Annotated in this window: 20 protein-coding genes; 11 read left to right on the top strand and 9 right to left on the bottom strand. The window is 67.9% G+C overall.

Features of this window, described 5'->3' with window-relative positions; translation table 11 throughout:
* Positions 1-133 precede the first annotated feature (133 nt).
* Positions 134-1,321: a GNAT family N-acetyltransferase gene (locus tag ACLJO0_RS33005; protein WP_410582871.1), complete on the bottom strand. Its 1,188-nt coding sequence runs from the start codon at positions 1,319-1,321 to the stop codon at positions 134-136.
* 229 nt (positions 1,322-1,550) lie between these two features.
* On the opposite strand from ACLJO0_RS33005, the gene ACLJO0_RS33000 reads away from it, so the two are divergent.
* The 4 genes from ACLJO0_RS33000 to fxsT all read left to right on the top strand — a co-directional run bounded on the left by ACLJO0_RS33000 (position 1,551) and on the right by fxsT (position 9,686).
* The gene (locus ACLJO0_RS33000; RefSeq protein ID WP_125789798.1) at positions 1,551-2,267 is read left to right on the top strand and encodes a S1 family peptidase; all 717 of its coding nucleotides are present in this window, start codon (positions 1,551-1,553) and stop codon (positions 2,265-2,267) included.
* Positions 2,268-2,430: 163 nt separating this feature from the next.
* On the top strand, positions 2,431-4,197 hold the full coding sequence (locus ACLJO0_RS32995; protein ID WP_410582869.1) for a hypothetical protein: 1,767 nt from the start codon (positions 2,431-2,433) through the stop codon (positions 4,195-4,197).
* Positions 4,198-4,210: 13 nt separating this feature from the next.
* Positions 4,211-5,293, top strand: coding sequence for an AAA family ATPase (locus tag ACLJO0_RS32990; RefSeq protein WP_410582868.1), 1,083 nt, complete (start codon positions 4,211-4,213; stop codon positions 5,291-5,293).
* Position 5,294: 1 nt separating this feature from the next.
* Positions 5,295-9,686 carry an FxSxx-COOH system tetratricopeptide repeat protein gene (gene fxsT / locus ACLJO0_RS32985; RefSeq protein ID WP_410582866.1) on the top strand — a complete coding sequence of 1,464 codons (4,392 nt, stop codon included), beginning with the start codon at positions 5,295-5,297 and terminating at the stop codon, positions 9,684-9,686.
* Position 9,687: 1 nt separating this feature from the next.
* Here the strand turns inward: fxsT and ACLJO0_RS32980 are convergent, their stop codons facing one another.
* Genes ACLJO0_RS32980 through ACLJO0_RS32970 form a run of 3 tightly spaced genes read right to left on the bottom strand, consistent with a single transcriptional unit; the run spans position 9,688 to position 12,499 of the window.
* Positions 9,688-11,505, bottom strand: coding sequence for an HEXXH motif domain-containing protein (locus tag ACLJO0_RS32980; protein WP_410582864.1), 1,818 nt, complete (start codon positions 11,503-11,505; stop codon positions 9,688-9,690).
* Positions 11,505-11,726, bottom strand: a complete 222-nt coding sequence (locus tag ACLJO0_RS32975) for a hypothetical protein (protein WP_125800299.1) — start codon at positions 11,724-11,726, stop codon at positions 11,505-11,507. The genes ACLJO0_RS32980 and ACLJO0_RS32975 overlap by 1 nt, the downstream gene beginning before the upstream one ends.
* Before the next feature lie 59 nt (positions 11,727-11,785).
* Positions 11,786-12,499 (bottom strand): Crp/Fnr family transcriptional regulator, encoded by a 714-nt coding sequence (locus ACLJO0_RS32970; RefSeq protein WP_125796238.1) that lies wholly within the window; start codon positions 12,497-12,499, stop codon positions 11,786-11,788.
* 200 nt (positions 12,500-12,699) lie between these two features.
* Between ACLJO0_RS32970 and ACLJO0_RS32965 the strand changes: the two genes are divergently transcribed.
* The 4 genes from ACLJO0_RS32965 (at position 12,700) to ACLJO0_RS32950 (ending at position 17,286) form a co-directional block, all read left to right on the top strand.
* Entirely contained in the window at positions 12,700-13,113 is a 414-nt protein-coding gene (locus tag ACLJO0_RS32965; protein ID WP_410582862.1) for a hypothetical protein, read from the top strand.
* A gap of 412 nt (positions 13,114-13,525) precedes the next feature.
* A complete protein-coding gene (locus ACLJO0_RS32960) occupies positions 13,526-16,057 on the top strand; it encodes a phosphocholine-specific phospholipase C (RefSeq protein ID WP_410582861.1) in 2,532 nt (843 codons plus the stop codon).
* 147 nt (positions 16,058-16,204) lie between these two features.
* On the top strand, positions 16,205-16,921 hold the full coding sequence (locus ACLJO0_RS32955; RefSeq protein WP_410582860.1) for a hypothetical protein: 717 nt from the start codon (positions 16,205-16,207) through the stop codon (positions 16,919-16,921).
* The gene (locus ACLJO0_RS32950; protein ID WP_410582858.1) at positions 16,912-17,286 is read left to right on the top strand and encodes a GntR family transcriptional regulator; all 375 of its coding nucleotides are present in this window, start codon (positions 16,912-16,914) and stop codon (positions 17,284-17,286) included. Before ACLJO0_RS32955 ends, ACLJO0_RS32950 begins: the two co-directional genes overlap by 10 nt.
* Here ACLJO0_RS32950 and ACLJO0_RS32945 read toward each other — a convergent pair.
* Positions 17,275-17,781, bottom strand: coding sequence for a MarR family winged helix-turn-helix transcriptional regulator (locus tag ACLJO0_RS32945; RefSeq protein WP_410582857.1), 507 nt, complete (start codon positions 17,779-17,781; stop codon positions 17,275-17,277). The genes ACLJO0_RS32950 and ACLJO0_RS32945 overlap by 12 nt on opposite strands.
* 94 nt (positions 17,782-17,875) lie before the next feature.
* On the opposite strand from ACLJO0_RS32945, the gene ACLJO0_RS32940 reads away from it, so the two are divergent.
* Positions 17,876-18,766 carry an EamA family transporter gene (locus tag ACLJO0_RS32940; protein ID WP_410582856.1) on the top strand — a complete coding sequence of 297 codons (891 nt, stop codon included), beginning with the start codon at positions 17,876-17,878 and terminating at the stop codon, positions 18,764-18,766.
* On the opposite strand, the gene ACLJO0_RS32935 is transcribed toward ACLJO0_RS32940, so the two are convergent.
* Positions 18,750-19,967, bottom strand: coding sequence for a cytochrome P450 (locus tag ACLJO0_RS32935; RefSeq protein WP_410582855.1), 1,218 nt, complete (start codon positions 19,965-19,967; stop codon positions 18,750-18,752). The two genes, ACLJO0_RS32940 and ACLJO0_RS32935, sit on opposite strands and share 17 nt — an antisense overlap.
* A gap of 133 nt (positions 19,968-20,100) precedes the next feature.
* On the opposite strand from ACLJO0_RS32935, the gene ACLJO0_RS32930 reads away from it, so the two are divergent.
* Both ACLJO0_RS32930 and ACLJO0_RS32925 read left to right on the top strand, forming a co-directional pair.
* Positions 20,101-21,033: an ATP-binding cassette domain-containing protein gene (locus tag ACLJO0_RS32930; protein ID WP_410582854.1), complete on the top strand. Its 933-nt coding sequence runs from the start codon at positions 20,101-20,103 to the stop codon at positions 21,031-21,033.
* Between the two features lie 17 nt (positions 21,034-21,050).
* A complete protein-coding gene (locus tag ACLJO0_RS32925; RefSeq protein WP_396559272.1) occupies positions 21,051-21,773 on the top strand; it encodes an ABC transporter permease in 723 nt (240 codons plus the stop codon).
* Here ACLJO0_RS32925 and ACLJO0_RS32920 read toward each other — a convergent pair.
* The 3 genes from ACLJO0_RS32920 to ACLJO0_RS32910 form a co-directional block, all read right to left on the bottom strand.
* Positions 21,757-24,882 (bottom strand): BTAD domain-containing putative transcriptional regulator, encoded by a 3,126-nt coding sequence (locus ACLJO0_RS32920; RefSeq protein ID WP_410582853.1) that lies wholly within the window; start codon positions 24,880-24,882, stop codon positions 21,757-21,759. The genes ACLJO0_RS32925 and ACLJO0_RS32920 overlap by 17 nt on opposite strands.
* 32 nt (positions 24,883-24,914) lie before the next feature.
* Positions 24,915-25,484, bottom strand: coding sequence for a YbhB/YbcL family Raf kinase inhibitor-like protein (locus ACLJO0_RS32915; RefSeq protein ID WP_410582852.1), 570 nt, complete (start codon positions 25,482-25,484; stop codon positions 24,915-24,917).
* Positions 25,485-25,833: 349 nt separating this feature from the next.
* Complete coding sequence (locus tag ACLJO0_RS32910; protein WP_410582850.1) at positions 25,834-26,601, bottom strand: NBR1-Ig-like domain-containing protein; 768 nt, start codon at positions 26,599-26,601, stop codon at positions 25,834-25,836.
* Positions 26,602-26,752: the final 151 nt, after the last annotated feature.

Genomic DNA, 26,752 nt, shown 5'->3' with positions numbered 1-26,752 from the left:
CCGGGTGTTTCTCGGAAAGAGACCGCGGAAACTGGTTCAGGCCGTACAGCGGATGTCGTCCATGCGTCCGGGTAGAGCAGTGGTGCTACAGGGTGCCAACGAACGTCCGCGCTCTGAGACCGGGCCCTCGCGATCAGAACCAGTGCAGGCAGTGCGGCGATCGTTCGGCGCGGAAGAGGGCGTCGGCGAGCGCCGCCGCGTCCGCGCGATGGGCCTTGATACGCCCGGCCCGCACGAGCGTGCTCGGGACCGTGCCGCCGAGGTAGATCGAGCCCAGATCGCTCACGTCCAGGGACAGGTCGGGTTCGGCGTCCGTCGGAACGCAGTACGCCTCGCCGCCTCGGATGGCGAGCAGATAGCGGCCGTGCTCGCCGAGCGCGGGGTCGTCGACGTCGAGGACGAGTTCACCGTCGGTGGACCAGCCGCGGGCGGTGAGCGCGCGAGGGATGTCCAGCAGCCGTACCCAGAGCCAGTCCATGTCGCTGCCGACTTCGCCGGCGCGGAAGTCCTCGAGCTGCCACCGCAGCGGATGGTCGGGCGGGCAGTGCTTGAAGACGACCTCGGTGATCAGGTCGTGACCGAGCACGAATCGCGCCAGGGCCGTGGACACGTCGTCGTCGACGGCGATGGTCTCGTCGACGGTCAAGGTGCTGGGCTCGGTGAGGAAATAGGAGGCGTAGCCGTCCGGGACGCCGTCGGCATCGCGGTGCACGGCGATGTACCGCGATGCCAGGGAGATCGGCGGCTGTCCGGCCCCCGCGGACCACCAGTGGGGTGGGCGGGACAGTGCGCCGGGCCGGGCCCGGCGGTACCGGTCGTAGATCTCTTCCAGCATCTCGCCGCATTCGGTGCGGCGCAGCACCTCGATCGAGCCGCCGTCCGTGTGGGGGACGGCGAAGGCGGCCTGATGGCGTCGCACCGTCATGCGCCGGGTGTAGGTCGCCGGTCCGTAGCCGAACCGGCGGTAGATCAGAGCCTCCGACGCCAGTAGTACGGAGAGGAACTCGCCCCGCTCCCGGAACTCGGCGAGCTGATGCCGCATCATCGCGCTGAGTACGCCTCGCCGCCGGTGCGAGGGCAGGACGCCGACGGCGGTCACCCCGGAGACCGGGACGACGACCTCACCGGGAAGGGTGAGCTCGAAGGAATACGCGGCGGCCGTGCCGACGGGCCGCCCGTCCGCCATCTCGGCGAGCAGGCCGCGGTCCATCTCGAGAGCGGACCAGGTCTCGGCGGAGGTCTCCGGGAACCGGGCGAACGCGGTGAACATGGTGTCGACGAAGACGGCGCGGTCCTCGTCGGTCGTGGAGCGGATCTTCATGAGCACAGTGCATGGGGGTTCCCCGGCGGCGTCAAGCGATTTGTGGTGGCGCTCGGACTACCTAATGATCTTCGGCGCATACTCAAAGATCGTCTCCGGCCGTCATGGAAATAAACAGGTAGCCCGCGCGTACTTTCGTCGGTTCCTGGCTTCCCTTGGCACGACACAGAATCAGCGCGTTCGTCCCCACTGACGCGGCCGGGATCCGGCCGCAGAAATGAGTCGGAACATGCGACTGCGCTCCCTCGTCCTGCTGGCAGGCACCGCCTTCATGGCGCTGCTCGGCTCGACCGCCCCCGCCGCGACCGCCGCCGAGCCCTCTGGCGTGCAGCCGATGATCATCGGCGGCCAGTACGCGCAGAGCGGACCCTGGGCGGCCCGGCTGTTCGTGAACGGCCAGCAGAACTGCAGCGCGACGATCATCGCGCCGCAGTACATCCTCACCGCCAAGCACTGTGTCGCGAGCAGCGGCAGCTACACCTTCCGGATCGGCAGCCTCGACCAGCAGAGCGGCGGCACCATGGCCACCGCGGCGAGCATCACCCGCCACTCCGGCGCGGACCTCGCCATCGTCCGGCTGACCAGTTCGGTCAACGCCACCTACGCGCCGCTCGGCACCACGAGCAACGTCGCGGTCGGCCAGAACGTCCAGGTCTACGGCTGGGGCGCGACCAGCCAGTGCGGTTCGGAGATCAACTGCCAGTCCCGTTACCTGAAGGTCGCCACCGTCCGGGTGAACTCGGTCAACTGCAGTGACTACAACGGCGGGGTCGCGGTCTGCGCGAACCGCGTCGACGGCATCACCGCCGGCGGCGACTCGGGCGGCCCGATGTTCTCCGGCGGCCGCCAGGTCGGCGTCGCCTCGACCAGCGACCGGTCGAACAACACCGCCTACACCAACATCACCCGGTACCGCAGCTGGATCCAGCAGGTCGCCGGCGTCTGATCGATTCTCGTGAGTGGTGGGGACGGTCGAAGCCGGCCGTCCCCACCACTCACACTCCCGCTACCTGCAATTTGTCAATTGACACTCAACTCGGAGCCGCTCGACGCGATAATGTGGCAGTCGGCGCCGGTGGGCAGGCGCCGCGGACCTTGGGAGGGGGCCGATGGCGCGACCGACGCAGGCTCTCGACCGCACGATCGTCGTGGTGGACGTCGTGGGATTCACCGCCCCGGACCGGAACCGCCTCGACAAACTCGCCGTGCACCAAGGCATGTACGAAGTGCTGAAGACCGCCTTCGCCGAAAGCAATGTCGATTTCGATTCCTGCGCACACGAAGATCGCGGCGACGGCGTGCTGGTCCTGCTTCCGACAGGAACGACCAAAGGCCTGATCCCCGACCTGCTGCCGGATCGCCTCGCGGTCGCCCTCCGCCGGTACAACCACACGCGGACACCGCAGGCGCAGATGCGGCTGCGGGTGAGCCTCAACGCCGGTGAGGTGCTGTACGACGGGAAAGGGTGGGTCGGCGACGCGGTCGACACCGCGTTCCGCATTCTGGACGCGCCACTGGCGAAGGAGGTGTTCGCGAAATCCGATCGGATGATCGCTTTCATCTCGTCGGAGCGTTTCTTCACCGACGTCATCGAAAAGGACCCGGGCCTGTTGCCCGAGTTGTACCGGTCGATACCCGTCTCGGTGAAGACTTTCACCGGAACGGCTTATTTACGGTTGCACGGTGACGTCGCGACGGCCGCCGCCGAAGACAAGGCCGACCTGGACAACGCGGTTCTGGAATTGATCCCCCGCAAGGATTTGGCGGACCTGCGCCGGCATTTGACCCGGATGGAGGTACCGCATCTGCCGGTCATGATGAGCAGGGCACTCGGCCCCGCGGCCGCGTTGCCAAGGCTGGAGGGCATCACCGACGCCTGGGCCGCCTTTCACCTGCTGACCGACTACAACGCCGGCCCGGACGGCGTCCCGCCCGCGCTCGCGTTCCTGCGCCTGCTCGCGGAAAACGTGGCGGGCGAGCCGGGTGCCGAGATCGCGGGCCGGGTCACCGACCTGGCACGATCGTTGCGGCTCGTTCCCGCGCTCGGACATCAGCGGGCGAGCAAGCCCATTCCGGAACGACCCCCTTTGCATTTGATGATCATGCTCGATCCGGTCACCGCCGATCCGTCGCGGTGCACTCTCGCGTTCTGGAGACAGGACGATCCGGAGAGCTGGCCGCCGGCACTCGGTGGGGTGCGGGAAATCGGAATAGACGAGGTCGAGTTCAGGGTCGATGACGTCATCCTGGAGACTGAGAGTGTCTGGTCGGGCCAGAGCATGTCGGCGTCGGTGGAATTCCTCCTGCCGAGGACGTTGATCAATTTGCCGGTGCAGCGGTGGGCGAAGGAACATGGCACCGGCCATCCGCAGCCGTTGCGCTACGGGTACCGCCTCGGAATACGGTCGTTGGAGAGGATGCGGGCGAAGCATTGGCATCGCGCATGGAACTATCGCTGGGATTCGATGGTGGAGCATCCCGCCGCCGACCGGTTGCACTATTCCGGAGTCGCGGAGGATCACCCGATCGACGCCATACTGAGCGACGACCACTGGGTCGGCCTGGTATTGGCGAAACCTCCATCGCCCCAAGCGGAACGGGGTGCGCTGCCGGACGAACTGACGACCGCCCTCCGCAGCGGCCTGCCGGTGGTGCTCTGGCATCCGGACGCGGAACCGGAGAACCTGCGCGAGTTGCTCGACTGGGTATTGGCCGCCGAGAGCGGTTTCAACGAGCTTCCGGATCGCCGCAAACTGGCGAATTCCGGCGCGGCCGTACCGTTCAAGAATTCTCTGGCTCACGATCTGGTGGTAATGTGGGACGACCCGAAACGTGTGATCGTTCTGGACCAGCCGTTGACCCCGACTCGACTGTAAGGGGATGCCGCGGATGAGCGGGAACGATCAGGACGTGGCAGCGGACGGCCGGACGTCGCAGCTCGATGCACCCGATTGGTGGATTTATCGGGGCACTGGAAGGCCCATTCACGACATCGATCTCGCGCAATTGCTGCCCGCGCCGCCGCCGTGGCGGTCGTATCGCGGGGATCCGCCACCGGAGCACGACGTGCCACCACCGGACGACGGTGAGGCGGAACGCCGGCTCGGCACCGCGTTCACGCTTTCAGAGAAAGATGCCGACGCGAGCGAACTGAACATGGTGAACGCCGCCCTCTATCTGCGGCGTCCCCTGTTGGTCACGGGGAATCCGGGAACGGGGAAGTCGAGCCTCGCCTATCGGATCGCCAGGGAATTGGGGCTCGGCAGGGTGCTGCGCTGGGCGATCACCAGCCATACCGCGCTGAGTTCCGGGCTGTACGGCTATGACGCGATCGGCCGGGTCCAGGCCGCGGCGACCAGTCAGGCGCAGCGCGGCGGCGAGGCCGAGGAGCCACCGATCGGCGATTTCGTGCGGCTCGGTGCGCTGGGCACCGCCTTCCTTCCCGGCAAACTGCCGCGGGTGCTGCTGATCGACGAGCTGGACAAATCCGAAGCGGATCTGCCCAACGATCTTCTGTCGATCTTCGAGGACGGCGAATTCTCCATCGAGGAATTGGCCCGCGTGCGCAACCGGCATCCCGAGGTCACCGTGCACACCGCGGATCCGCAGCGCACCGCCGTGGTCCGTGACGGCCGGATCGCCTGCCATGCTTTCCCGATCGTCATCATGACCAGCAACGGGGAACGGGAGTTCCCGCCCGCGTTCCTGCGCCGCTGCCTGCAGTTGCGGATCGAGAACCCGGATCACGACCAGCTCGCGGCGATCGTGGCGAGCCATCTGGTCGGTGAGAACGGCGAACACCGGGACAGGCTCATCCGCGAATTCGCCGAACGGAGCAAGGCGGAAGGTGGTCTCCCGACCGACAGGCTGCTCGACGCCGTTTATCTGGCGACGTCGGGTGCGTACCAGCCGGATCAGGAGGCTTGGCCGCGGCTGGTGGACGCCCTTTGGCAACGACTGACGGTGCGGTGACATGAACGGGCCGGGCGGTGTGTCCGACTCGCGTTCCGCGTCGGTGGCGGAGCAGCGGAGGGCCGGTTTGCCCCAGGGGGTCAGGCGGGTCGAATTCGAGGACCTGAACTGGACCGACGTCGCGGACATCGTGTGGCTGGCCGCGGCCATCACGCCGCGGCAGGCCGACGACGGATCCGCTCCGCCCGAGGAACCGGAGCCGGAGCCCGAGCGCACGCGGATCCGCAACGCGCCCTCCGAACGCGGGGAGATCCCGGAACTTCCCGAGCACGGGTTGTCGCGGATCACCGACGTCCCGGTGCCGGACGAAGAAGTCGCTCCCTTGGTCGAGATCGAGGCCGTCGCCGGTGAGTTGCCCGAACCCGCGGTGGACGGCACGGGGCCCGGGGGAGTCGTGGTCCTCGAATCACTCGCGTACTTCCGCGCGCTGAGAACCTTGAAACGGGAGACGGTCTCGCGGCGACACAACAATGTGGTCCTGGACGAAGTGGCGACCGCCGTCCGGGCCGCGGAGACCGGACGGTGGTGGCCGGTCACCCGGTCGCGGAAAGAGCGCTGGCTGGATCTGACCCTCGTCCTCGACAACGGTCCGTCGATGGCCTTGTGGCGGCCGCGGGTGTCCGCCTTTGTCGAAGTGCTCCGGCAAGTGGGTGCTTTCCGAACCATTCAGGTCCGGCTGTTGGAAACCGCGAAGGACAACGAGGAGGATTTCGTTCTTCGCGGTGGCACGCCGGGCGCATCCGCCCGCGACCCGAACGAGATCCTCGATTCGTCGGGACGGCGCGCGGTATTGCTGCTGACCGACGGTGTCGGGGACGCCTGGCAGAAGAAGGACGCGCTGTACCCCATCTTGGCGCGATGGGGACGGACGATGCCGGTGAGCATCGTGCATCTGCTCCCGCAGTGGCTGTGGGGCCGATGCGGGATGAACCCCCACAAGGCCCGGCTGAGAGTCCCGAACGCGTTGGCGCCCAACGGTCGTTGGGTGTGCGATCTCGCGGACGCCTGGCTCGAACCCGGCTCCGAGGTGCCCGATCACCTCGTCCCGGTACCGGTGCTCGAACTGCGTCCACGGTCGCTGGGCTGGTGGGCCGGACTGATGACCGGCGAAAACGCCGACGCCGTCGAAGGAACGGTCCTGTTCGCCTCGGAACGGATCTCCCAGTCCGATTCCCCCGACCGGCCGGTAACTTTGTCACCCGCCGAAAGAGTGCACAGATTCCGCAGTGTTGCGTCGCCGCCGGCGCTACGCTTGGCACAGTTACTCGCGGCGGTACCGGTCCGTCTCGACGTGGCGAGGCTGGTGGGACAGCGGTTCGTGCCGGAAGCGGGAGTGGAGCACCTCCTCGAACTTTTACTTTCGGGGATGATGTACGCTCCCGCACTCAGGGAGGGCAAGTCCACTTGGGACACAGACGGGGTCTTCGCTTTTCCCGAGGCAGTCCGGGAATTGCTGCTCAGCGGCGCGCGGCGGTCGGAAACGGCCAAGGTCGTCCGAGTGGCCGCCACTCATTTCGGTGACCGGATCAGGTTGCTCGGTCACCTCCGGGACGCCATCGCCGACCCGAACAGCACACCGGACCCAGACCTCACCCGCGAGTCCCCGGCCGATGTGGAGCTCGAAAGCGCGCTCATGCGCGCCCTTTCCGGACCCTATCTGTCCCGGGCCGACCGGCTGCAGAACGCGGTACGACACCAAGTCGTCGTCGCACCCCTACCTGGACCAATAAAAAAGACTGTGAGCCCAATAATGCCTGAGACGGTCGAACGTCCACCTGCCTCAACGTCAGTGTCACAGGGACGCTCGCCTTATCTCAGTGAGACCGAATCGAACGAGCCGACGACCCGGATGGTGCACCCTTCGGCCTCGGAAACCTCCCGGCACTTTCCCGACCGTCAGGCCGATGACCCGCCGATGGTCTTCGGGAACGTCCCCCCGCGCAACCCCAACTTCACCGGTCGCGACGAATTGCTGGACCAGCTCACCAAGCGGTTGAGCAGTGGGACCACCGCCGTGCTCCCGTCGGCACTGCACGGTCTCGGTGGTATCGGGAAGACCCAGATGGCGGCCGAGTACATCTATCGGCATCTGCAGGATTACGACCTCGTCTGGTGGATCGACGCCGCGCACACCACCCAGATCCGGGCCGGTCTCACCGAACTCGCGGGGATCCTCGGTCTCCAAGGCGCGTCCGAGGCCAGTGTCGCGGTCCCGGCGGTCATCGAGGCGCTCCGGACCGGACGGCCGTTCCGCCGCTGGCTGCTGGTCTTCGACGCCGCGGAAAGCCCGGATACCGTGCTGCCGTTCTTTCCGCGCAACGGACCCGGCGAAATCCTGATCACCTCACGGAACTCCGATTGGGCGGGTATCGCGCGCCCGCTGGAGCTGGCGGTGTTCAAACGCGAGGAAAGCGTCGAGCTGCTCGGGCGCCGTGGCCCGGAGATCGACCCGGCCGATGCCGACGAACTCGCCGAGAAACTCGGCGACCTGCCCTTGGCCGTCGAGCAGGCGGCGGCCTGGCGCGCGGTGACCGGGATGCCGGTGCAGGAGTACCTGCGCCTGTTCGACGAGTCGGTCGAGGAAATCCTCGACACCGCCTCAGCGCCCGACAACGAGGTCTCCGTCGCCGCGGCGTGGAACGTTTCGTTCGAGGAACTGAAGACCCGCAACCCGGCGGCTCACCAGATCCTCCACATCTGTGCTTTCTTCTCCCCGGAGCCTATTTCGCGTGACTTGCTCACCGGCGTCAACCGGGTGTCGATCTCCCCGGAACTCGACGCCGCGCTGCGTGATCCGATCAAGCTCGCCCGCGCCATCCGCGACATCAACCGGTACGGCCTCGCGAAGATCGACCACGGCAACAACACCCTCCAGCTGCACCGCCTGGTCCAGCTGGTCTTGCGCAACCGGGTCATGGCCCGTCAGGTGCACGCCCAGATGCAGCACGGTGCCCACCAGTTGCTCGCCGCGCTGGACCCGAACGACCCCGAGTCGAGCAGGCACTGGTCGCGCTACCGGGAACTGCTGCCGCACGCCTACGCGGCGAACATCCTGGGCTGCGACGACGACTGGCCGCGTCAGCTCTACATCAACCTGATGCGCTACCTGTTCGAGTACGGCGACCACGAAGAAGCGGCTCGGCTCGGCCTCGAAGCGCGGGAGCGGTTCACCAAGGTCCTCGGCCCCACCCACCCGCAGACACTCGAGGTCTCGTCGAGGCTGGGGCTCTATCTGTGGGCGATCGGCCGGTACTCCGATGCCGCGGAACTCAACCAGCGCACTCTCGCGCTACGCCTTCAGATATCCGGTGAAGAGAACGAGGAGACCTTCGCTCTCCAGCGCAACATCACGATCGACCTCCGGGCACAGGGCGACTTCGCGGCGGCGACGAAACTGAGCGAGGAGGTCTATCAGAAGGCCAAGCGGATGTTCGGTGAAGACGACCCGGAGACGCTTTACGCGGCATATCAGCATGCGATCAGCCTCCGGCTGGGCGGCGCCTACCGTGAGGCATTGGAACTGGATCAGGACACCCTCCGGCGGCGGATCGAGGTCCTCGGCCGCGATCACGTCCGCACCTTCAGCGCCAACAGCGCGAGGAACGTGGACCTGCGCGAGGCGGGCGAATACGGCCAGGCCCGGATCCAGCAGGAGAGGCTCACGGAGAACTTCATCGCCCGCTTCGGTGCGGACCAGCTGGACTCGGCCGGCAACTCGCTCCTGCTTGCGGTGGCTCGGAGGAAGGACGGCGACCACCCGGGGGCGCTCAGCCTGTCCACAGAAGTTCTCAAGAGGTTCCGGCTCGCTTATGGCAACGACCACGGAACGACGATGGCCTCCGCGCTGGCCCATTCGATCGATCTTCGTCACTCGGGTGACCTGGCCGCGGCGAGGAAGCTCGGTGAGGAGACCTTCGAGCGCTACCGGCGTGGTCTCGGCGAGCATCACCCGCATACCCTCGCGGCCAACGCCGACCTCGCGGTGACCCTGCGGCTGCAGGGCGACCCCGCCGCCGCCCGCGTCCTCAACGAGCGCGCCCTCGAGCAGTTCCGTGCCACCATCGGCCCGGACCATCCCTATGCCATCATCGCCACGATCAACCTGGCGAGTGATCTGTCGGCGCTGGGCGAACTCGACAAGGTGGTCGAGCTGGGGCGAGACGCGGTCGAGCGCGGCACACAGGTGCTCGGTGAGGAGCACCCCACCGTCCTGGCGGCGTCCTTCAACCTCGGATTGGATCTCGCCGCGCTCGGCCGGACGGAAGAGGCCGCACCGTTGCGTGACCCGATCCTGGCGCGGTATCGCCGGATCTTGGGCGAGGCCCACCCGGGAACGCAGGCGGCCGGTCGCGGTGCCCGAGCCAACTGTGACATCGACCCGATCCTGATGTGACTCAGCCCGGTACGAGTTGCCCGATCCAGGCGGCGAGCTGTTCCACGGTCGGCGGCCGGGGACCGGATCGCAGGCTTCGATGGACCGCGCGGACGAGTTCGGGGCAGTGCAGCAAGGCGCGGGCGGCGGGATGCGGGCCTCGTGCGGACAGTGCGAGGCCCAGCCCGACCAACGAGTTCGGCCGGTCCGGATCCGCGGCGAGTTCCCGCCGATAACCCTGGACGGCTGACAGGAGATCACCTGCGGTGTATGCGTAGTCCGCGGCGGTGGCGCCGGGCACCGTCGGTCCTCGTCCGTCCGGCGGCAGCGCCGTGCCGCCGACGGCGAGCCGGATCAGGTCCGTTCTGGCGTTGGACCAGCCTCCGTCCGGCACCGGCGTCGGAGGAAGGTCGGTCGCGTCGAAGGTGGCGGGCGGCCTGGGCCTTCCGCTGAGCCACCCGGCCGCCAGTTCGGCGACCACGGAGGGGTCCGGACGGAGGTGGCGGGCGCCCCAGCCCGCGAGGTGATCGCGGCGGACGGCGGTCGCGAGCTCACTCGCCTCCGTCGATACGGGCTCGTCCTGCCAGGGCCCGAGGCAATCGGCGATGTTGTCGAGGAAGCGGCGCCCGGCGTCGGTCAGGGTCGCGTCCGCGCGCAGCACCTGCAGGGTGCGCCAGGTCTGCGCACGCCAGTACGCGAATTCGAACTCGGAGCGCCGCGGGTTCTGCCCGGCACGAGCCAGTGCGCGCCAGAAGGCCGCGACCCCGAAAAAGGCGTAGACCCCTTGCAGTGCGCCGCTCAAGGGGCGCGGATCATCCCGCCAGGCCACGTAGATCCGCTCCCGTGGGTCCGGCTCGTACAGTTCGACGAGGTGCAACAGGCCGCCGAGCACGATGTGCTGGAATTCGTGGATCAGCGTTTCGGCCAGGGACGCGCCGTCGGTCGGCAGTCCGAGGACGGCGCTGCCGAAAGCTTCCCCGGTCGACGCGCTCGGATTTCGGAAGAGTACCTGGGGTTTCGGAACCAGTGACGCCAATCCCACCGGCATGACGCGGGCCAAACCGGGCAGATGGGTGGCGACCAGACGGCAGGCTTCGTCGATCAGCCGTTGCCAATCGGCCAAGTCCTTGCCCGGCAGCCGTTCCGGCGGGATCGGTTCGTAGAGCCCGCGATAGGGATCGAGGTCGTCCAGCCGTAGCGAGAACCGGTGCGCGCCGACCTGACTCCGTACCCGCCGGATTCCCCACCAGCCGGCCGCATCGGCCTCGGGCATGTCCGGCAAGTGCACCGTCGCGTCGGCGCTCGACACGGAGTACCGGCCGTTCACGCCGCGCACGACAGCCGAAGTGAACGTCCCTTCGCCGGGAAACCTGGCCAGGCCGAGCGAAGGGAGCATGACATCCCCGTGCCATGCGGGAACGACGGTTTCGAAGTCGAGTTCCGCCCGGATCGCTGCGGCTGCGGCGATCGCGTGTGCGTGCCCCAGGTGCATCCACAAAGGACCGACGCCGTCGATTCCGTTGCGCAGAAGCCGGGTCGTATAGCCTGCCCAGCTGCCGGTGTACGGATTGGTGAGCATCCTGTTCACGGAGCGGGGTGCTCGTGCTTCGGCACGTGCGAGGAGCTCCCAGGCGGAATCCAGCGGTGGCAACGGTCCCGAATGATCCGGTATCTTCGTGGCTTCGGTCAGCAACGAGTGGATCAACAGTTTGCGTCGGCTCCGCTCGGCTCGGCGCAGACGGCGAGCCATGTCCTCGTCACCGTCGAGACGTGCGAGCGCGTCGAAGTCTCGCCATGACAACCGGTGGAACGCGGGACGAGACCCGGCTGATGGCGGCATCAGTCGATCCGCTCGCCGCCCCCGGCGCCGCCGTTATCGCTTCTGTAGCGTGCGCGGACGAGAGTGGTGCGTTCGACGACATGGCGCGCTGATCGCCGGAAGGCTTCACCGTCCAGCTCTCGTAACGCGGTGAACGAGACCGCGTCGAGATCGATCAACGCCGATTCGATGTCCGGTTCGGTGCTTGCCGAGAAAGAACTCATCGTGCCGATTCCCTCCACCCCGTGAAACGGTTGCGAGAGTTGAACCTCGACAAGGATAGCCGAGATTTCGGGTTCGCTCAGGCCTCATCCGCAGGTGGTGGCCGTCCGGCGGCCAATTCCCGTAGTGCGCGAGGGCGGGTGATGGTGACGCGCTGGCGCGCGGTGCGCACCACCCCCAGCCGCCGGAGTTCTTCGAGCCCCCGGATCAGAGTGCTGCGCGAGACTCGCGCGAAGCCCGCCAATTCCCCTTGGTTGAAGCGAAGATCGACCTGCTTCCCGTCCGTCCAGTCGACTGAGTGCTGCAGCGCCAGTTCCAGGAGGACCGCGGCGAGGCGTTGCGGGAAGTCCGGCCCGCCGGACTCGAGACGCAGCCTGTCGGACTGCTGCAGCCTGATCGCCGCGTTACGGAACATTTCCTCCGCGATCCGCGGCTGCGCGCGCAGCACGCCGAGGAACTTCTCCCTCGGCACGACGAGCGTGTGCACCTCGTCTATCGCCGACATCGTGGCGGACCGGGGGAGTCCGCTGATCGGGGCCAGCTCGCCCACGATTTCCGCGGGTCCGCGGGCGGCGAGCGGGGCGTCCTCGCCGCGATAGTTGGTGGCGCTGATCTTCACCCAGCCGTGCAGGACGACGAACATACTGGTGGGTGGACTGCCCTGGAGGGCGAGGATCTGGCCCGGCCGCCACACTTTCAGGTGGCCCGCGCGCCGGAGGGCGGACTGCTCCGCCGGGGTCAGCCGTCGCCAGGTTCCGAGCCCCCCGTGCTCATCCGCGGCGGAACCGGTCATCCTGGCCCACCGGTTCCCCGGAAGTCGGACTCGCGCCGTTTTCTTTCGCGCTGTGTTCCATTTGACGCATCAGCCGCTCCCCCGACTCGCCAGCATGGTCAGTGGGCAGAAAGACCCGGAAGTTTCGAACCGCAACCGGTAATTGTGCCAGGCAAGAGGTGACTTCACCAGGCCTCGGGCCGGCGACGGGGGAGGGCATCATGCGCAGTGCCGAAAGTGTCATGGGACGGCCGAAGGATCACCGCCACCTGCCTGCCGAGGAGAACCCGCGGACGCCCAAGGCGTTCGGCCGAAGACCGGCCTTCTTCGCGCCGCATCCGCCGCTGATGTCCGGAGGGTGGTATCAGGGCGCCGATCACGAGGTTCTCGGGCCGGGGCGGTATCCGGTTCCCCGTCCGCAGGCGAAATCGGTGAAGGCGGCGTTGTTGTGGGCTCTCTTCCTGGGGCCGTTGGGGTTTTGTTACGTGTCGCCCGTCGGCGGGCTCATCGCGACGGCGGTTTCGGTCACGGCGATCACTTTCGGAGGCGCCCCGTTGGTGGCTGTCATCTGGCCGGTCGTCATGGTGCTTTCGCTGGTGACCTTGTCCCGGCGGTCAGGCGACGACACGAGATGACGTCCGGCCGATTCCGGCCGGGTGAATCGGGTGGGGGCCGTTCGAGGGGGGCGGCCCCCACCACGGGTCATTCGCGAACAGGAGGTTTCCGATCCTGCCCGATGCGGGCGCCTTGCGAGGCGACGCGCCAGGTTTGGTCAGCCGGCGGTCGCTCTATTGAGGGATAGGGCAAAGGTGCCGAGTCGGGTGATGGGTCCGTGAAGGCCTTCTTCCCTACCTTGAGGGTAGGGAAGGGGGCCTTCACGGATTGAAGCACCATCCGAAAGTCGCGTCCTGTTGCTCCGATCATGCAGCCCCGGGGCGGAACCCTTGAACCCATCCGGCACCTATGCTTCTATCTGCTCGATAGTCGCAGCAAAGGTGCAGTTTCGAGCACCTTCGAACGGGTTCAACGCAAATCCTGGAGGGCTCCGTGCGCCGTCGTACCCTGCTGAAGGCCGCTGGTGCGGCATCCGCCTTCACGTTGCTCCCGGCGAGCGTCCGGGAGGCGCTCGCCGCCGAAGCGCCGACGGGCGGACTCGACGTCATCGAGCACGTCGTGGTGTTCATGCAGGAGAACCGGTCGTTCGACCACTATCTGGGGACGCTGCGCGGGGTGCGGGGCTTCAATGATCCGGCCGCGATCAAGCTGCCTTCGGGTGCTTCGGTGTTCCAGCAGCCCGACGGCGCGGGCACCTTGCTCCCGTACGCGATCGACGACCAGTTCATGGCCGACGTCGACCACAGCTGGTCCGGCGGGCATCGGGCGTGGAACAAGGGCAGGCACGACGCGTGGCGCGCGGCCAAGGGTGTTCGCTCGTTGACCTATCACACGCGTTCGGCACTGCGGTTCTATCACGAGCTGGCCGACGCCTTCACCGTCTGCGACGCCTACCACTGCTCGGAAATGGGGCCCACCAACCCGAACCGGATGTACCTGTTCACCGGCAAACTCGGTTTCGAGCCGGACGGCACCACGCGCGCCATCGGCAACAACGCCTGGCAGAACCCCGGGCACACCGGCTACACCTGGAAGACCTACGCCGAGCGTCTCCAGGCCGCGGGCCGCAGCTGGCGGGTGTATCAGGAATGGGACAATTACGGCGACAATTCGCTCGACTATTTCAGCAGCTTCCTGGCCGTCGGCACCAAAGCGCTGTCGAAGGTGAAGGACTCCGCCGGAAAAGCCTTCCCGAAGCTGGAGTACTTCTACTACGCACTGGATTCGGCTTCGGCCGCCGAACGGACCCGGCTGCTCGACGGGCTGGCCGCCGGCGTGGCGACCCTGACCGCGGCCGAGCGGGCCCTGTACGACCGCGGGCTGGCCCGGGTCGCGCCGAAGCAGTTGCCGAGTGCCTTCAAGGCCGATGTCGACGCGGGCAGGCTGCCGTCGGTGTCATGGATCGTCGCGCCGGAATCGCAGACCGAACATCCCGCGTGGGGACCCAATACCGGGGCCGATCTGGTCAAGTCGATCCTCGACACGATCGCCTCCAAACCCGAGGTGTGGAACAAGACGCTGTTCCTGCTGACCTACGACGAAGACGGCGGCTTCTTCGATCACATGCCGCCGCCCGCGCCGCCCGCCTCCGACGCGGAGGGCAAGAGCTCCGTGGCCACGACCGACGAATTCGTTTCCGGTGAGCCGATCGGGCTGGGCGTGCGGGTGCCGATGTTCGTCATCTCGCCGTGGAGCCGCGGTGGGAAGGTGTGCTCGGAGGTCTTCGACCACACCTCGGTGCTGCGGTTCCTGGAACAGTGGTGTGGCGTCGCCGAACCGAACATCTCGCCGTGGCGGCGCACCGTCTGCGGGGATCTGACGTCGGCGCTGGACACCACGGCGCCGAGCGCGACCTATCCGGCGCTGACCAAACCGGTGCCGACGAGCGGGCCGTGGAACACCCAGCCGCAACCGCCTTCCGTGCAGAAGCCTCCCGTGTCGGAGACGGGGGTTCGCCCGGCGAGGCCGTTGCCCTACCAGCTCGCGGCTTCGGGGCGAGTGACGGCCGAACGGTTCTGGATCGACTTCGCCAACACCGGAGCGGCGGGCTCGCATTTCTACGTGTACGCCAACGCGCACCGGACCGACGGGCCGTGGCGTTACACCGTCGCTGCGAACGCGACGCTCTCGGACTATTGGCAGGCGGGTTCCCCGGACGGTGCGTACGACCTCACTGCGCACGGCCCCAACGGTTTCGTGCGGCGGTTCGCGGGCAACCGGATCATCGCGACCACCGGCGGCAAACCGAATCCGGAAGTCGTGCTGCGACAGGGTTCCGGTGTCGTGTACCTGAAGATGACTAACGCGGGTGCCGCGTGCGAGCTCACTGTGCGCACCGGCAACCGGGGCGGCGGACCGTGGACGTACTCGGTCGCGTCCGGCGCGACGGTCGAGGACTGGTTCAGCACCGAAGGCGGCATGAGTGGTTGGTACGACCTGACCGTCCAGGGACCGGATGGCTTCCTTCGCCGCTTCGCGGGCCATGTCGAGACCGGCGCCGAAACCATCAGCGACCCGGTCATGGGCTCGGGGCCGCTCGCCGCCACCGTCCGCTCGGCCGACAGCCAGGAGACCGTGGGCGAGTCCGGTGCCGCCACGAACGCCGTCGACGGTGATCCCGCCACCCATTGGCACACCAAATGGTCCGGCGGGGAAGACCCGCTGCCGCACGAACTGCACCTCGATCTGGGCGCCACCCGCACCGTCACGGGCCTGGCGTACTTGCCGCGCCAGGACGGTTCGGACCACGGCCGTGTCGGCGGCTACGAGGTCTACCTGAGCACGGACGGTTCGGGGTGGGGAAGTCCTGTCGCCACCGGCACTTTCCTCGATGACGCGGCCCGGAAGACCCTTCGGTTCTGGCCGGCCCGGGCCCGCTATGTGCGGTTCCGCGCCCTCACCGAAGCAGGCGGTCGCGGCCCGTGGACGTCGGCGGCGGAAGTCACCCCACTCGGCTGGACGTGAAGGCCTTCAATCACGCGAGTTACGCCTCCAATCACGTGTGTGACGTGAGGGATCACGCGCCGCCAATGCGGTCCTTGGTACGCCGATCCGGCGAGAGGTCGCTCGGTCTTGTATCGTGTACTTGATACAAGACCGAGGAGGTCGATCGTGCCGTTCGACAACGTGCCGGCCGTGGCCCTGATCATGGGCTTGTTCGGGCTGGCGATCCTGGTTTTGCTGTGGCCGGGCGAAAAGCAGGGAACAAAGGTGCTGCGGCGGTGGGGGGTCGACGATCCTTCGCCGTCCGACGTCGCCGAAGCCGTGCGCTACCTGCGCCGACGCCGGTTCTGGTATCCGTGGCTGTTCCTCGGGTTGCCGGTGCTGGCCGAACTCGCCGGGATCCGGGGTGACAGCACGTCTGTCTTCCTGGCCACACTGCTCATCGGCGCGCTGATCGCCGAGGTTCTGGCGCAGCGACCGCAGGAACGGGCGCGCCGCGAGGCCGGGTTGGAGCGGCGTGCCGTGCGCGGGCTCGTTCCTGACTGGGGGCTGGCCCTTTACGCGGTGATCGTCGTGGCCGCGGTGGTCTGGCTCGTGGTCCATCGCTGGTGGACGTTGCTCGGGGTGGCAGTGGCCGTTTCCGCGGTGACGTGGCTGATCATCCTGCTCGCCGTGCGCCGACCGTCCACAGGGGACAGTGCGGCGGACGGCGCGCTGCGTGTCCGTAGTGCGCGGGTGGCCGCGGGGCTCGGGCTCGCCGCCACCGTGACGCTCGCGATCCCGGAGGTGACGAACCTGGTTTCGTGGATCCTGGTCGTCGCCGGGCTCGCCGGCTGGTACCACCTCGCCCACCGCTCACGCGCGGAAGTCGTCCGGTGCCGTTGAAGGTCGTCGTCGACACGGACCTCGGCATCGCGCCGTGGCGGCAGGTCCGGGATCAGCTCGTCCATTTGATCACCACCGGCGCGCTGGCCCCGGGCACCCGGTTGCCGCCCATCCGGCAACTTGCCAGGGATCTGGCGCTGGCCTCGGGCACGGTGGCGCGGGCCTACCGGGAGCTGGAAGAGAACGGCTGGGTGTACACCGCGCGTGCCAAGGGGACGGTCGTCGCCGAAAGCGCCGACCGCCCGGAAAAAGCGACGCTCCTCAAGACGGCGGCGGACGAATACGCCCGCGCCGCAAGGGAACTCGGCGTCGAGCCCGGCGACGCGCTGGACGCCGTTGCCGTCGCGCTCGAATCACTCGAGTGACGTGTCGCCGAAGTGTTCGAGCAGTAGCCGTAGGCCTCCGATCAGTTCGGCCCACTGCGCCGGTTTCAGTTCGGGGAGAAGGCGGGCCTCGTTCTCCAGGTGGAGCTCGAAAACCTCGTCTACGACCTGACGTCCCTTGCCGGTCAGCCGGATCTTGACCGAACGGCGGTCTTCGCTGTCGCGCACCCGCTCGACCAGGCCCTTGGTCTCCATGCGGTCGATGCGGTTCGTGATCGCCCCCGACGTGACCATCGCGGCCTTGAGCAGCGCGCCCGGCGTCAGGCCGTCGGCGTCCCCGGAGCGGCGGAGCGTGGTGAGCACGTCGAACTCCCACGATTCCAGGTCGTGCTCGGCGTTGAACTCCTTGAGCTTCCGGTCGAGGATCCGCGAAAGCCGCTGGACGCGCCCGATCACCTCGGCGGGCCAGAGCTTGTCTTCGAGGTCCGGCCGCTCGTGTCGCCAAAGCCCGATCACCGCGTCCACCGCGTCGGCCACGATGCGCCTCCAATCATCTCAACATTAAGAGACTTGACATTGACAGAAGTCGCTGCTGTTATCTCAACGTTGAGATTATCAGTGAGGAGACATCATGGCGATCACCGTCGAGCGGTCCGTGACGGCAACCGCGAAACCGACGCTCACGGACGTCGGACTGGCCGCGTTGGCACCGGCGAGCTGGGGCACCGTCTACGTCGTCACCGCGACCCTGCTGCCTCCGGACCGGCCACTGCTGGCCGCCGCGCTGCGGGCGCTTCCGGCCGGGCTGCTCCTCCTGGCCCTGACCAGGCGGCTCCCGCACGGGTCGTGGTGGTGGAAGACGGCGGTGCTCGGGATGCTCAACTTCGGCGCCTTCCTGCCGTTGATCTTCCTCGCCGCGTACCGCCTTCCCGGCGGCGTCGCCGCGACCCTCGGCGCCCTGCAACCACTGCTGGTGGCGTTGCTCGCGCTGCCGATGCTCCGGGTCCGGACACCGGCGCCGATCGTGCTCGCCGCGATCGTCGGCGCCGGTGGTGTCGCCCTGCTGACCCTTTCGGCGGAAGCCCGCCTCGACCCGCTCGGCCTGGCCGCGATGCTCGCCGCCGTCGGACTCATGGCCGTTTCCTTGCTCCTGACCAAGAAATGGGGCCGACCCGGGCATCCGCTGGCGATGACGGGCTGGCAGCTCACCTTGGGCGGCGTCGTCCTCGCCCCGGCGACGCTCCTGTTCGAAGGCCTCCCGGATTCGCTGACGACCGCGAACCTGCTCGGCTACGGCTACATCGGCATCGTCACCACCGCGGTGGCCTATCCGCTGTGGTTCCGCGGCATCGACCGCCTCGCTCCGACGTCGGTCTCCCTGCTGACGCTGACCAACCCCCTCGTCGCCACGGCCGCCGGCTTCCTGGTGCTCGGCCAGACCCTCACCGGCTGGCAGCTCACCGGATTCGCCGTCGCCCTCACCGCTTTGACGCTCAGCCAAACCCTCAAGACTCCCAGGTGACCGGCAGTTCGTGGACACCGTAGATGTTCATGTCGGTCTTGAGCTTGACCTCGTCGGCGGGGACGGCGAGCGCGAGGGTCGGGAAGCGGCGCAGCAACCCTTCGAAGCCCGCGCGCATCTCGACCCGCGCCAGCTGCTGGCCGAGGCACTGGTGGATGCCGTGCCCGAAGGACAACAGGCCGCGGGCGTTGCGGTGCAGGTCCAAGGCGTCGGGGTTTTCGAACCGCCGCGGATCGCGGTTGGCGGCCAGCAGCGAGATGATGACGGTCGACCCCGCGCGGATCGTTTCGCCGCCGAGTTCCAGGTCTTCCGTGGCGTAGCGGAAGAAGATGTCGGCGACGGACAGGTAGCGAAGCAGCTCCTCGACCGCGCTGGGCAACAGCTCCGCGTCGGCACGCAGTTCGGCCAGCTGTTCAGGGTGCTCCAGCAGCGCGAAGGTGCCCAGTGACAGCATGTTCGCGGTGGTCTCGTGGCCCGCGAGCAGCAGCAGGAAAGCGGCTCCCGCCAGCTCCTCGATGGTGAGGTCTTCGTGGCGGCCCAGATCGGACAGGATGTCGTCGCCGGGCGTCTCGCGTTTGCGCGTGACGAGTTCGGTGAGGAAGGTGTTCATCCCGATGAACGCGGCCATCTTCTCCTCCAGCGTCTGGTCCCTGACCATGAGCTGGGCCGAGTCGGCCTGGAACTTTTCCCGGTCCTCGTACGGGACGCCGAGCAGTTCGCAGATCACCAGCGACGGCACCGGCAGCGCGAACTCCTTGACCAGGTCGACCGGCGGGACCAGCGCGGCCATCGCGTCCAGGTGCCGTTCGGTGATCTCGACGATGTGGTCTTCGAGCTGCTTCATCCGTTTGACGGTGAAAGCGCCGGTGAGCCGCTTGCGCAACCGGCCGTGGTCCGGCGGGTCCATGGCGACGAACATGCCCGGCATCGGCGGGGAGGGCTCGGTCGGGGTGGGCATCCCCGGGGTCTCGTACGGCGCGTGGAGGATGCCGATGTCCTGGCGCGAGCTGAACCGGGTGTCGGCCATCAGCTGCCGGGCCTCGTCGTAGCCGGTGACGAGCCAGCCCTCGTGGCCGTCGGGGAAGACCATGGGACTCACCGGGCGGGCCTCGCGCAGCCGGGTGATCTCGCTGGGCGGGTCGAAGGGGCCCGCGTCGCGGTCCATCGGGAGGCCCTGCGGGATGGGAACCGTCTGAGTCATCGCTTCGCCTTTCGTGGTGGTTGTGACGACCACTCTCACCGCGCGGCCTGACATCGGGCTGACACGGCACTGACACCACCCGTGTCAGCGGCGTGGCGGGGGCGTGTCAGCGCGGCCGCCCAAAGTGGTGACCATGAACGACACAGCGATCGCGGTCTCCGGACTGCGGAAGACCTTCGGCGACAAGGTCGTACTCGAAGGTATAGACCTTGAGGTCCCCTCCGGCACCATTTTCTCCCTGCTCGGGCCGAACGGGGCGGGGAAGACGACGACGGTGAACCTGCTGACCACCTTGATGAAGGCCGACGGCGGGACGGCGAAGGTCGCCGGCCACGACATCGTCACCGAAGCCAAGGCGGTGCGCGCGGCGATCGGGGTCACCGGCCAGTTCGCCGCGGTGGACGAACTGCTGACGGGCCAGGAGAACCTCCAGCTGATGGTGGACCTGAGCAGGGGCACCGCCGGCAAGCGGGTCGTCGGCGACCTCCTGGAACGCTTCGACCTGGTGGAATCGGCACGGAAACCGGCGTCGACCTACTCCGGCGGCATGCGCCGGAAACTGGATCTGGCGATGACGCTCGTCGGCGATCCGCGGATCATCTTCCTCGACGAGCCCACCACAGGGCTGGACCCGCGCAGCCGTCGCACGATGTGGTCGATCATCCGCGAGCTGGTGGCGGGCGGCGTGACCGTCTTCCTCACCACCCAGTACCTCGAGGAAGCCGATCAGCTCGCCGACCGGATCGCGGTCCTCGACCAGGGCCGCCTGGTCGCCGACGGCACTCCCGACCAACTCAAGCGGCAGATGCCCGGCACGCACGTCCGGCTCCGGTTCACCACCGTCGCCGAACTCGACGCGGCGGCGCGGATCTTCCCCGGGGCCACCCGGGACGACGAGGCGCTCGCGCTGCGGGTCCCCAGTGACGGCGGGACGAAATCCCTGCGCTCGCTGCTGGACCGGCTCGACGAGTACGCGGTCAGCGCCGAAGAGTTCTCCGTCCACACCCCTGATCTCGATGACGTTTTCCTCGCCCTGACGGGCCACAACACGGAGGCAGTGCAGTGAAATCCCCCTCGACGGTGATGTTGCGCCGTAACTTCAAGCACCTCGTCCGGAACCCGACCTCGGTGTTCAACGCGATCCTGATGCCGGTCGTGATGATGCTGATGTTCGTGTACGTGTTCGGTGACGCGTTCAGCGTCGGCGTCGACTACATCGACTACGCGACACCGGGATTGATGCTGCTGGCCGTCTGCTACGGGCTCGGCGCGACCGCGACGGCGGTGAACTCCGACATGACCAAGGGCATCATCAACCGGTTCAAGGTCATGGACGTCTCCCGCGGCGCGGTGCTGAACGGGCATGTCGTCGCCAGCGTGCTGACCAACCTGATCGCCATCGCGGCGCTCACCGGCGTGGCCTTCCTGCTCGGCTTCTCCCCGGCGGCGGGATTCCTCGACTGGCTGGGCGTGGTCGGGATCGTCGTGCTGCTCGGTTTCGCGGCGGCCTGGCTCACCGTCGCGCTGGGCCTGGCGGCGAAATCCCCGGAGACCGCGGGGATGGCCTCGGTGCCGCTGGTCATGCTGCCGTTCTTCAGCAGCGCGATCGTTCCCGCGGAGAAGATGGGCCCCGGGCTCCGGGAGTTCGCGGAGTACCAGCCGTTCACGCCGATCATCGAGACCCTGCGCGGCCTTCTCAACGGGGCACCGGCCGCGGGCGACGTGTATCTCGCTCTCGGCTGGTGCGCCGGGATCGCGCTCGCCGGATACCTGTGGGCGTCCTCGACGTTCAAGAAGCGAGCGTGACCTCGACCAGTTGCTTCCAGTCCGCCTTGGTGCCCTCCTGCGCCGCCTCCGCGAATTTCGCTTCGCCGAGGCGGCGCAGCACCGTTTCCTCGATGCGGGCCACGTCCGGACGTGACCGATCCGGCAGTCCGCGTAGTTCGTCGGCCGCCCCGAGCAGCCGTGCTGCCCGTTCGGGATCGTCCTGGCGCAGGGCCAGATCCGCGACACCGACCATCATGTGGGCGATCAGGGGCACGTGCCGCACCTCGGCCGCCGCCTGCCAAGCCGCTTCCCGGTGGGCACGGGATTTCTCGAGATCGTCCGCGAAGTAGCCCCGAAGGTCGTGGCTGATGGCACGCACGTGTCCCAGGCCCGCTTCGTCACCCATCACGGTCATCGCGAAGGTGAGTTGCTTCGCCGCTTCCTCGGATTCGCCGCGCCAGTGGGCGAGTTCCGCCTCTGAAAGGGCCATCATGCCCAACGCCCCCGGCCACGTGACCTGCTCGGCGTACCGTCGCGCTTCGGCCATGGCGGACGCGCAAGCCTTCTCGTCGTCCATCAGCCAGTACAGCTGCGCCTGCCGCGACCGCAGCCGGATGAGGTCCTCGACCGAACCGACCTCGGTCACGACCTTGACCGCCTCTTCGTAGTACTCGCAAGCGGTGGCGAACTCGCCGCGGGTGGCGATGCGGTCCGCCAATTCGGTCAGGGCGAACGAGATACCGAACCGTTCGCCGAGCGCGCGGAACTCGTCGAGCGCCCGCTCGAGATACTCGTCCGCCTCCCGGCCGGGATGGCCGAGCGTGACCCGCATCTTGCCGAGGTGCAGCCTGCCCAGCGCGCGGACCCACGGGTTTTCGTCCTCCAGCACCGGTTCCCACGCGGACAGCGCTTCGTCCCCGGCCAGCATGCGTTCCAACGGGACGACGAGCCCGAGCAGTGGATGCTTGTTCTCACTGCGAATGCCCAGCCGGTACGACTCGTGGATCCACTTCGCCGCGGTGTTCTCGTCGGCGAAACCGGAACTCACGAACAGCGAAACGAGCCCGTAGACCACGGCCGCGACTTCGTCGGACACCTCGCCGGGCGTCCTGACGGCCGCACTGACCAGTTCCATGCCTTCCGTGCGGTGCCCGCTGAGCCACCAATACCAGCCGCAGGCCGCCGCGAGCCGCATCGCCTCCGGTGCCTCGCCCGCGGTGAGCGCGCCGCGCATCGCGGAAATGATGTTGTCGTGCTCGGCATTGAGTTTGGCGAGCCATTCCAGCTGTTCGGCGCGGCGGAGCATCGGCTCCGCGTCCTCGGCGAGCTCGGTGAAACAGGCCAGATGCGCGTGGCGTGCCAGCATCGTTTCGCCGGCCTCGGCGAGCCGTTGCGCGGCGTACTCCTTGATCGTGCCGAGCATCCGGTAGCGCGGCGCTTCGTCGCCCGCCGCGACCAGCAGCGATTTTTCGGTCAGCGCGGTGAGCAACTCCAGGACTTCGTACTGCTCGACGGCCTCGCTGACGCAGACCTGTTCGGCCGCCTCCAGGCTCGCCCCGCCCGAGAACACCGAAAGCCGGCACAGGACGGTCCGTTCGGCGTCGCTCAGCAGCTCCCAGCTCCAGTCGACCATGGCACGCAACGTCCGGTGCCGGGGCAGCGCGGTCCGGCTGCCGCCGGTCAGCAGGCGGAACCGGTCGTCGAGCCGGTTCGCGAGCTGGTCGACGGACATGGTGCGCAGCCTGGCCGCGGCCAGCTCGATCGCCAGCGGCATCCCGTCCAGCACCCGGCAAACCCGCGCCATCGTGGCCAAAGTGGCTTTGTCGGCCACGAAATCCTTGCGCACGGCACTCGCCCTGTCCCGCAGCAACCGGACGGCGGGGGAGGACTCGATCTCGCCGGGGCCGGCGTGCCGGTCCGGTACGGCCAGCGGCACGACATGCCACAACGTCTCACCGGTGATGCCGAGCGGCTCCCGGCTCGTCGCCAGTATCCGCAGACGGCGGCATTCCCCGAGCACTCGATGGGCGAAGGCCGCGGCCGCCTCGATCACGTGCTCGCAGTTGTCGAGGATCAGCAGGACTTCGCGCTCGCGGATCGCGGCGATGATCCGTTCGACGGGTTCGGCGCTCGACGAGTCGCCGAGCAGCGCGTCGCGTAGGCCTAGCGCGGCGAGCGTCGCTTGAGCGACATCCCCGCCGGGGTCGATGGCCGCGAGTTCCACCAGCCACGCCCCGTCCGGCAGATCGCCGAGCAGCGTACGCGCGGTTTCCGTGGCCAGCCTGGTCTTTCCCGAACCGCCGGGCCCGATCAGCGTGGTGAGCCGGTGCTCGGCGACGAGTTCGCGGACCTTGGCGACATCGGTGTCCTTGCCGACGAAACTGGTCAGCTCGGCGCGCACGTTGGTCTTGCGGTTCTCCTCCCGGCGTCCCAGCTCGCCCCGCAGGAGCGCGACATGCACCGCGGACAGCTCGGGCGAGGGATCGACGCCCAGCGCGTCGGCCAGGGCTTCCCGGGTGCGCTGGTAAACGAGCAAAGCCTCGGTGTCGCGGCCCGTCGCCGCGAGAGCCCGCATGAGCGCGGCGACGAGCCGCTCACGCAGCGGATGCGCGGCGACCAGATCCGTCAGCTCGGTGACCAGTTTCGCGCCGTGGCCGAGGTCGAGTTCCGCGTCGAACCGATCCTCCAGCGCCGTCAGGCGAAGCCCTTCGAGCCGGGTGACCGCGGCATCGAAAGCGCCGCTTTCCTGCAGGCCGACGTCCTGCATGGCCGCGCCGCGCCACAGGCCGAGTGCCTCACGCAGCCGCTTCGGCTCCTCGTCGCCGCGGGCGCTCTCGACGAGACGCTCGAACCGCACGGCGTCGACGTCGTCGGGCGTCACCTTCAGCCGGTAGCCGTCCGTCTGGCCGTCGACGACCCCTTCCGGCAGCACCTTCCGCAGCCGGGAAACCAAGCGCTGCAACGCGTTCGTCGCGTCGGCAGGCGGCTGTTCACCCCAGATCCAGTCGACGAGCGTTGCTTTCGAAACCACCCGCCCCGGTTCGAGCGCGAGGGCGATCAGCAACCCGCGCAGCCGGGCGCCCGGCACGTCGGCGAGGCCGCCGTCGTCCGTGCGTACCTCGAAGGGGCCCAGCATCCCGATCCGCATTGGGCCGATTTTGCCACGGGTGACCAGGGGACTTACGACTCGCCGGTGATCCTCGCCGAACCGATCGAGGCCGCGGTGATCGCCCTGGCGGCGGTCTGCGTCGACGAACTGGAGTTCAGACCGGTGAGCGAAGCCCGGTCGAGGGCGTGCACGACGAACTCGTAGGTGTTCACGGTGGAGGGTGAACACGGTCCCTGGTAGCCGTAGAGGCTCGCGCTCCCGCGGTAGTAGACCTGCCTGGAACCTGCCGGAACCGGCGGGCGGTAGACGTGCTGGACGTTCTGGGGGAGCGAGGCCGTGCTCGCCGGGATGTCGTAGATGACCCAGTGGATGAGGTCGGCGTTGTCGAGGTCGCGCATGACGATCGCGTAGCTCTTGGCCGCGGCGGGAGCACCCGACCAGGCCAACGGCGGCGACTCGTTCTTCTTGGCCGGATCCTGCCCGCCGCCGCTGGTGCACTCGTGGACTTTGGGCATGAGGCCGCCGTCGGCGAACGCGGTACTGGACAGGGTGAACGCGGTCTGTGCCGTCGATGCCGACGGCGAAAGGACGGTGGCGCCGACGGCGAACAAGGCGCAGAACACGATTCTCGTTGCTCTCATCGGAGACTCCCGAGGCGTTGGTGGTTCCCGTGCGCCCGATTCAGCGTAGGCAGCCGGGAAACCCGCGGCTAGCGCACTTTCCCGGCCGATCGAGGTGTTTTCGCCGTGTGATGTCCGTCTGGACACGCGTGTCGCGCCTCTGATCACGCGAGTTACGTCTCCAATCACGCGAGTTACGGGCCTGGACACGTGAGTCGCGGCTCTGAGCACGCGAGTTCCGGAGTCAGGCGGGCTGCCGGTACATGAAGGACCCCTTCACGTACTCGGGCGACGCGTGATCCCGCACGTCACACCCGTGATTGAAGGCGTAACTCACGTGATTGGAGGCGTAACTCGCGTGAGGGGCGGGTCAGGAGCGGACGAGTACGGAGAAGTAGATCGGCTTGTTGGCGGGGAAGAGTTCCCGGTCCTGTTCGTCGACCATCTTCCAGAAGATCTTGCAGTCGACGGGGGCGGTCGGCGGGGTGCTCACGGTGACGGTCACCTGCACGTGCCCCTGCGGGGCGGTGTCGTTGACCGGGATCCGGTCCGGGGTGCGGCAGGTGCCGGGCGCGACCGGGAGGTCGGTGCGGCGCAGGTACCGTTTCCGCCACTCCACCGTGCCGGTGTTCTGGAGCTCCCACACCTTCACGAACTGGGTGCCCGGTTTGACGACGGTGTCGTCGGGGATGGTCACGTCGGCGATGAACTTGCTCGAGTCGCCGGGATGCGGCGGTCCGGCCGCGTCCTGCCCGCCGGGCAGCAGGATGACGACGACGACGACGGCGGCGACCGCGGCGACGAGCACGAGGGCGAGCGGTATCAGGACACGCTTGGACCGCCATCGCGGAGCGGGCTCCGGTTCACGGTCGGCGGCGAGCACGAGCTGGACGCCCTGCCATCTGGCGTGCCACTCCTCCTCGTCGCCGTCGCAGGCGCGGACGAATTCCCGGACCGTCTCCCACGGCTGGAGCCGTTTGCCGGTGACGGTGAGGTGCAGGGTCGCGTGGGACACCGCGCCGGACTTCGCGGCCATCTTCCGGAACGACGGCTCACCGGCCCGCGTGCGCAGCTTCCGCAGCTCGGCCATGAACGCTTCCAGCTCCGGTGCCCGTTCGTCTGTTCGCGGTTCCGGCACGCTTCCCCTCGCGATCGTGTCTGATGTGACAACGATTTTCGTCACTCTGCGCGGCCAGGTGACTATATCGCGAAGAGTGTCCGGATCGCCGCGCTGACCAGCGGTATCGGCTTGGCCGAGGCCCTGTCAAACGCTGTCAACCTGCGCTTTT

It is taken from the genome of Amycolatopsis sp. lyj-108 (genome assembly GCF_046549005.1).
Lineage (GTDB): Bacteria > Actinomycetota > Actinomycetes > Mycobacteriales > Pseudonocardiaceae > Amycolatopsis.
Note: the sequence above shows the minus strand (reverse complement) of the source record. Positions and strands in the feature narration are given on the sequence as shown.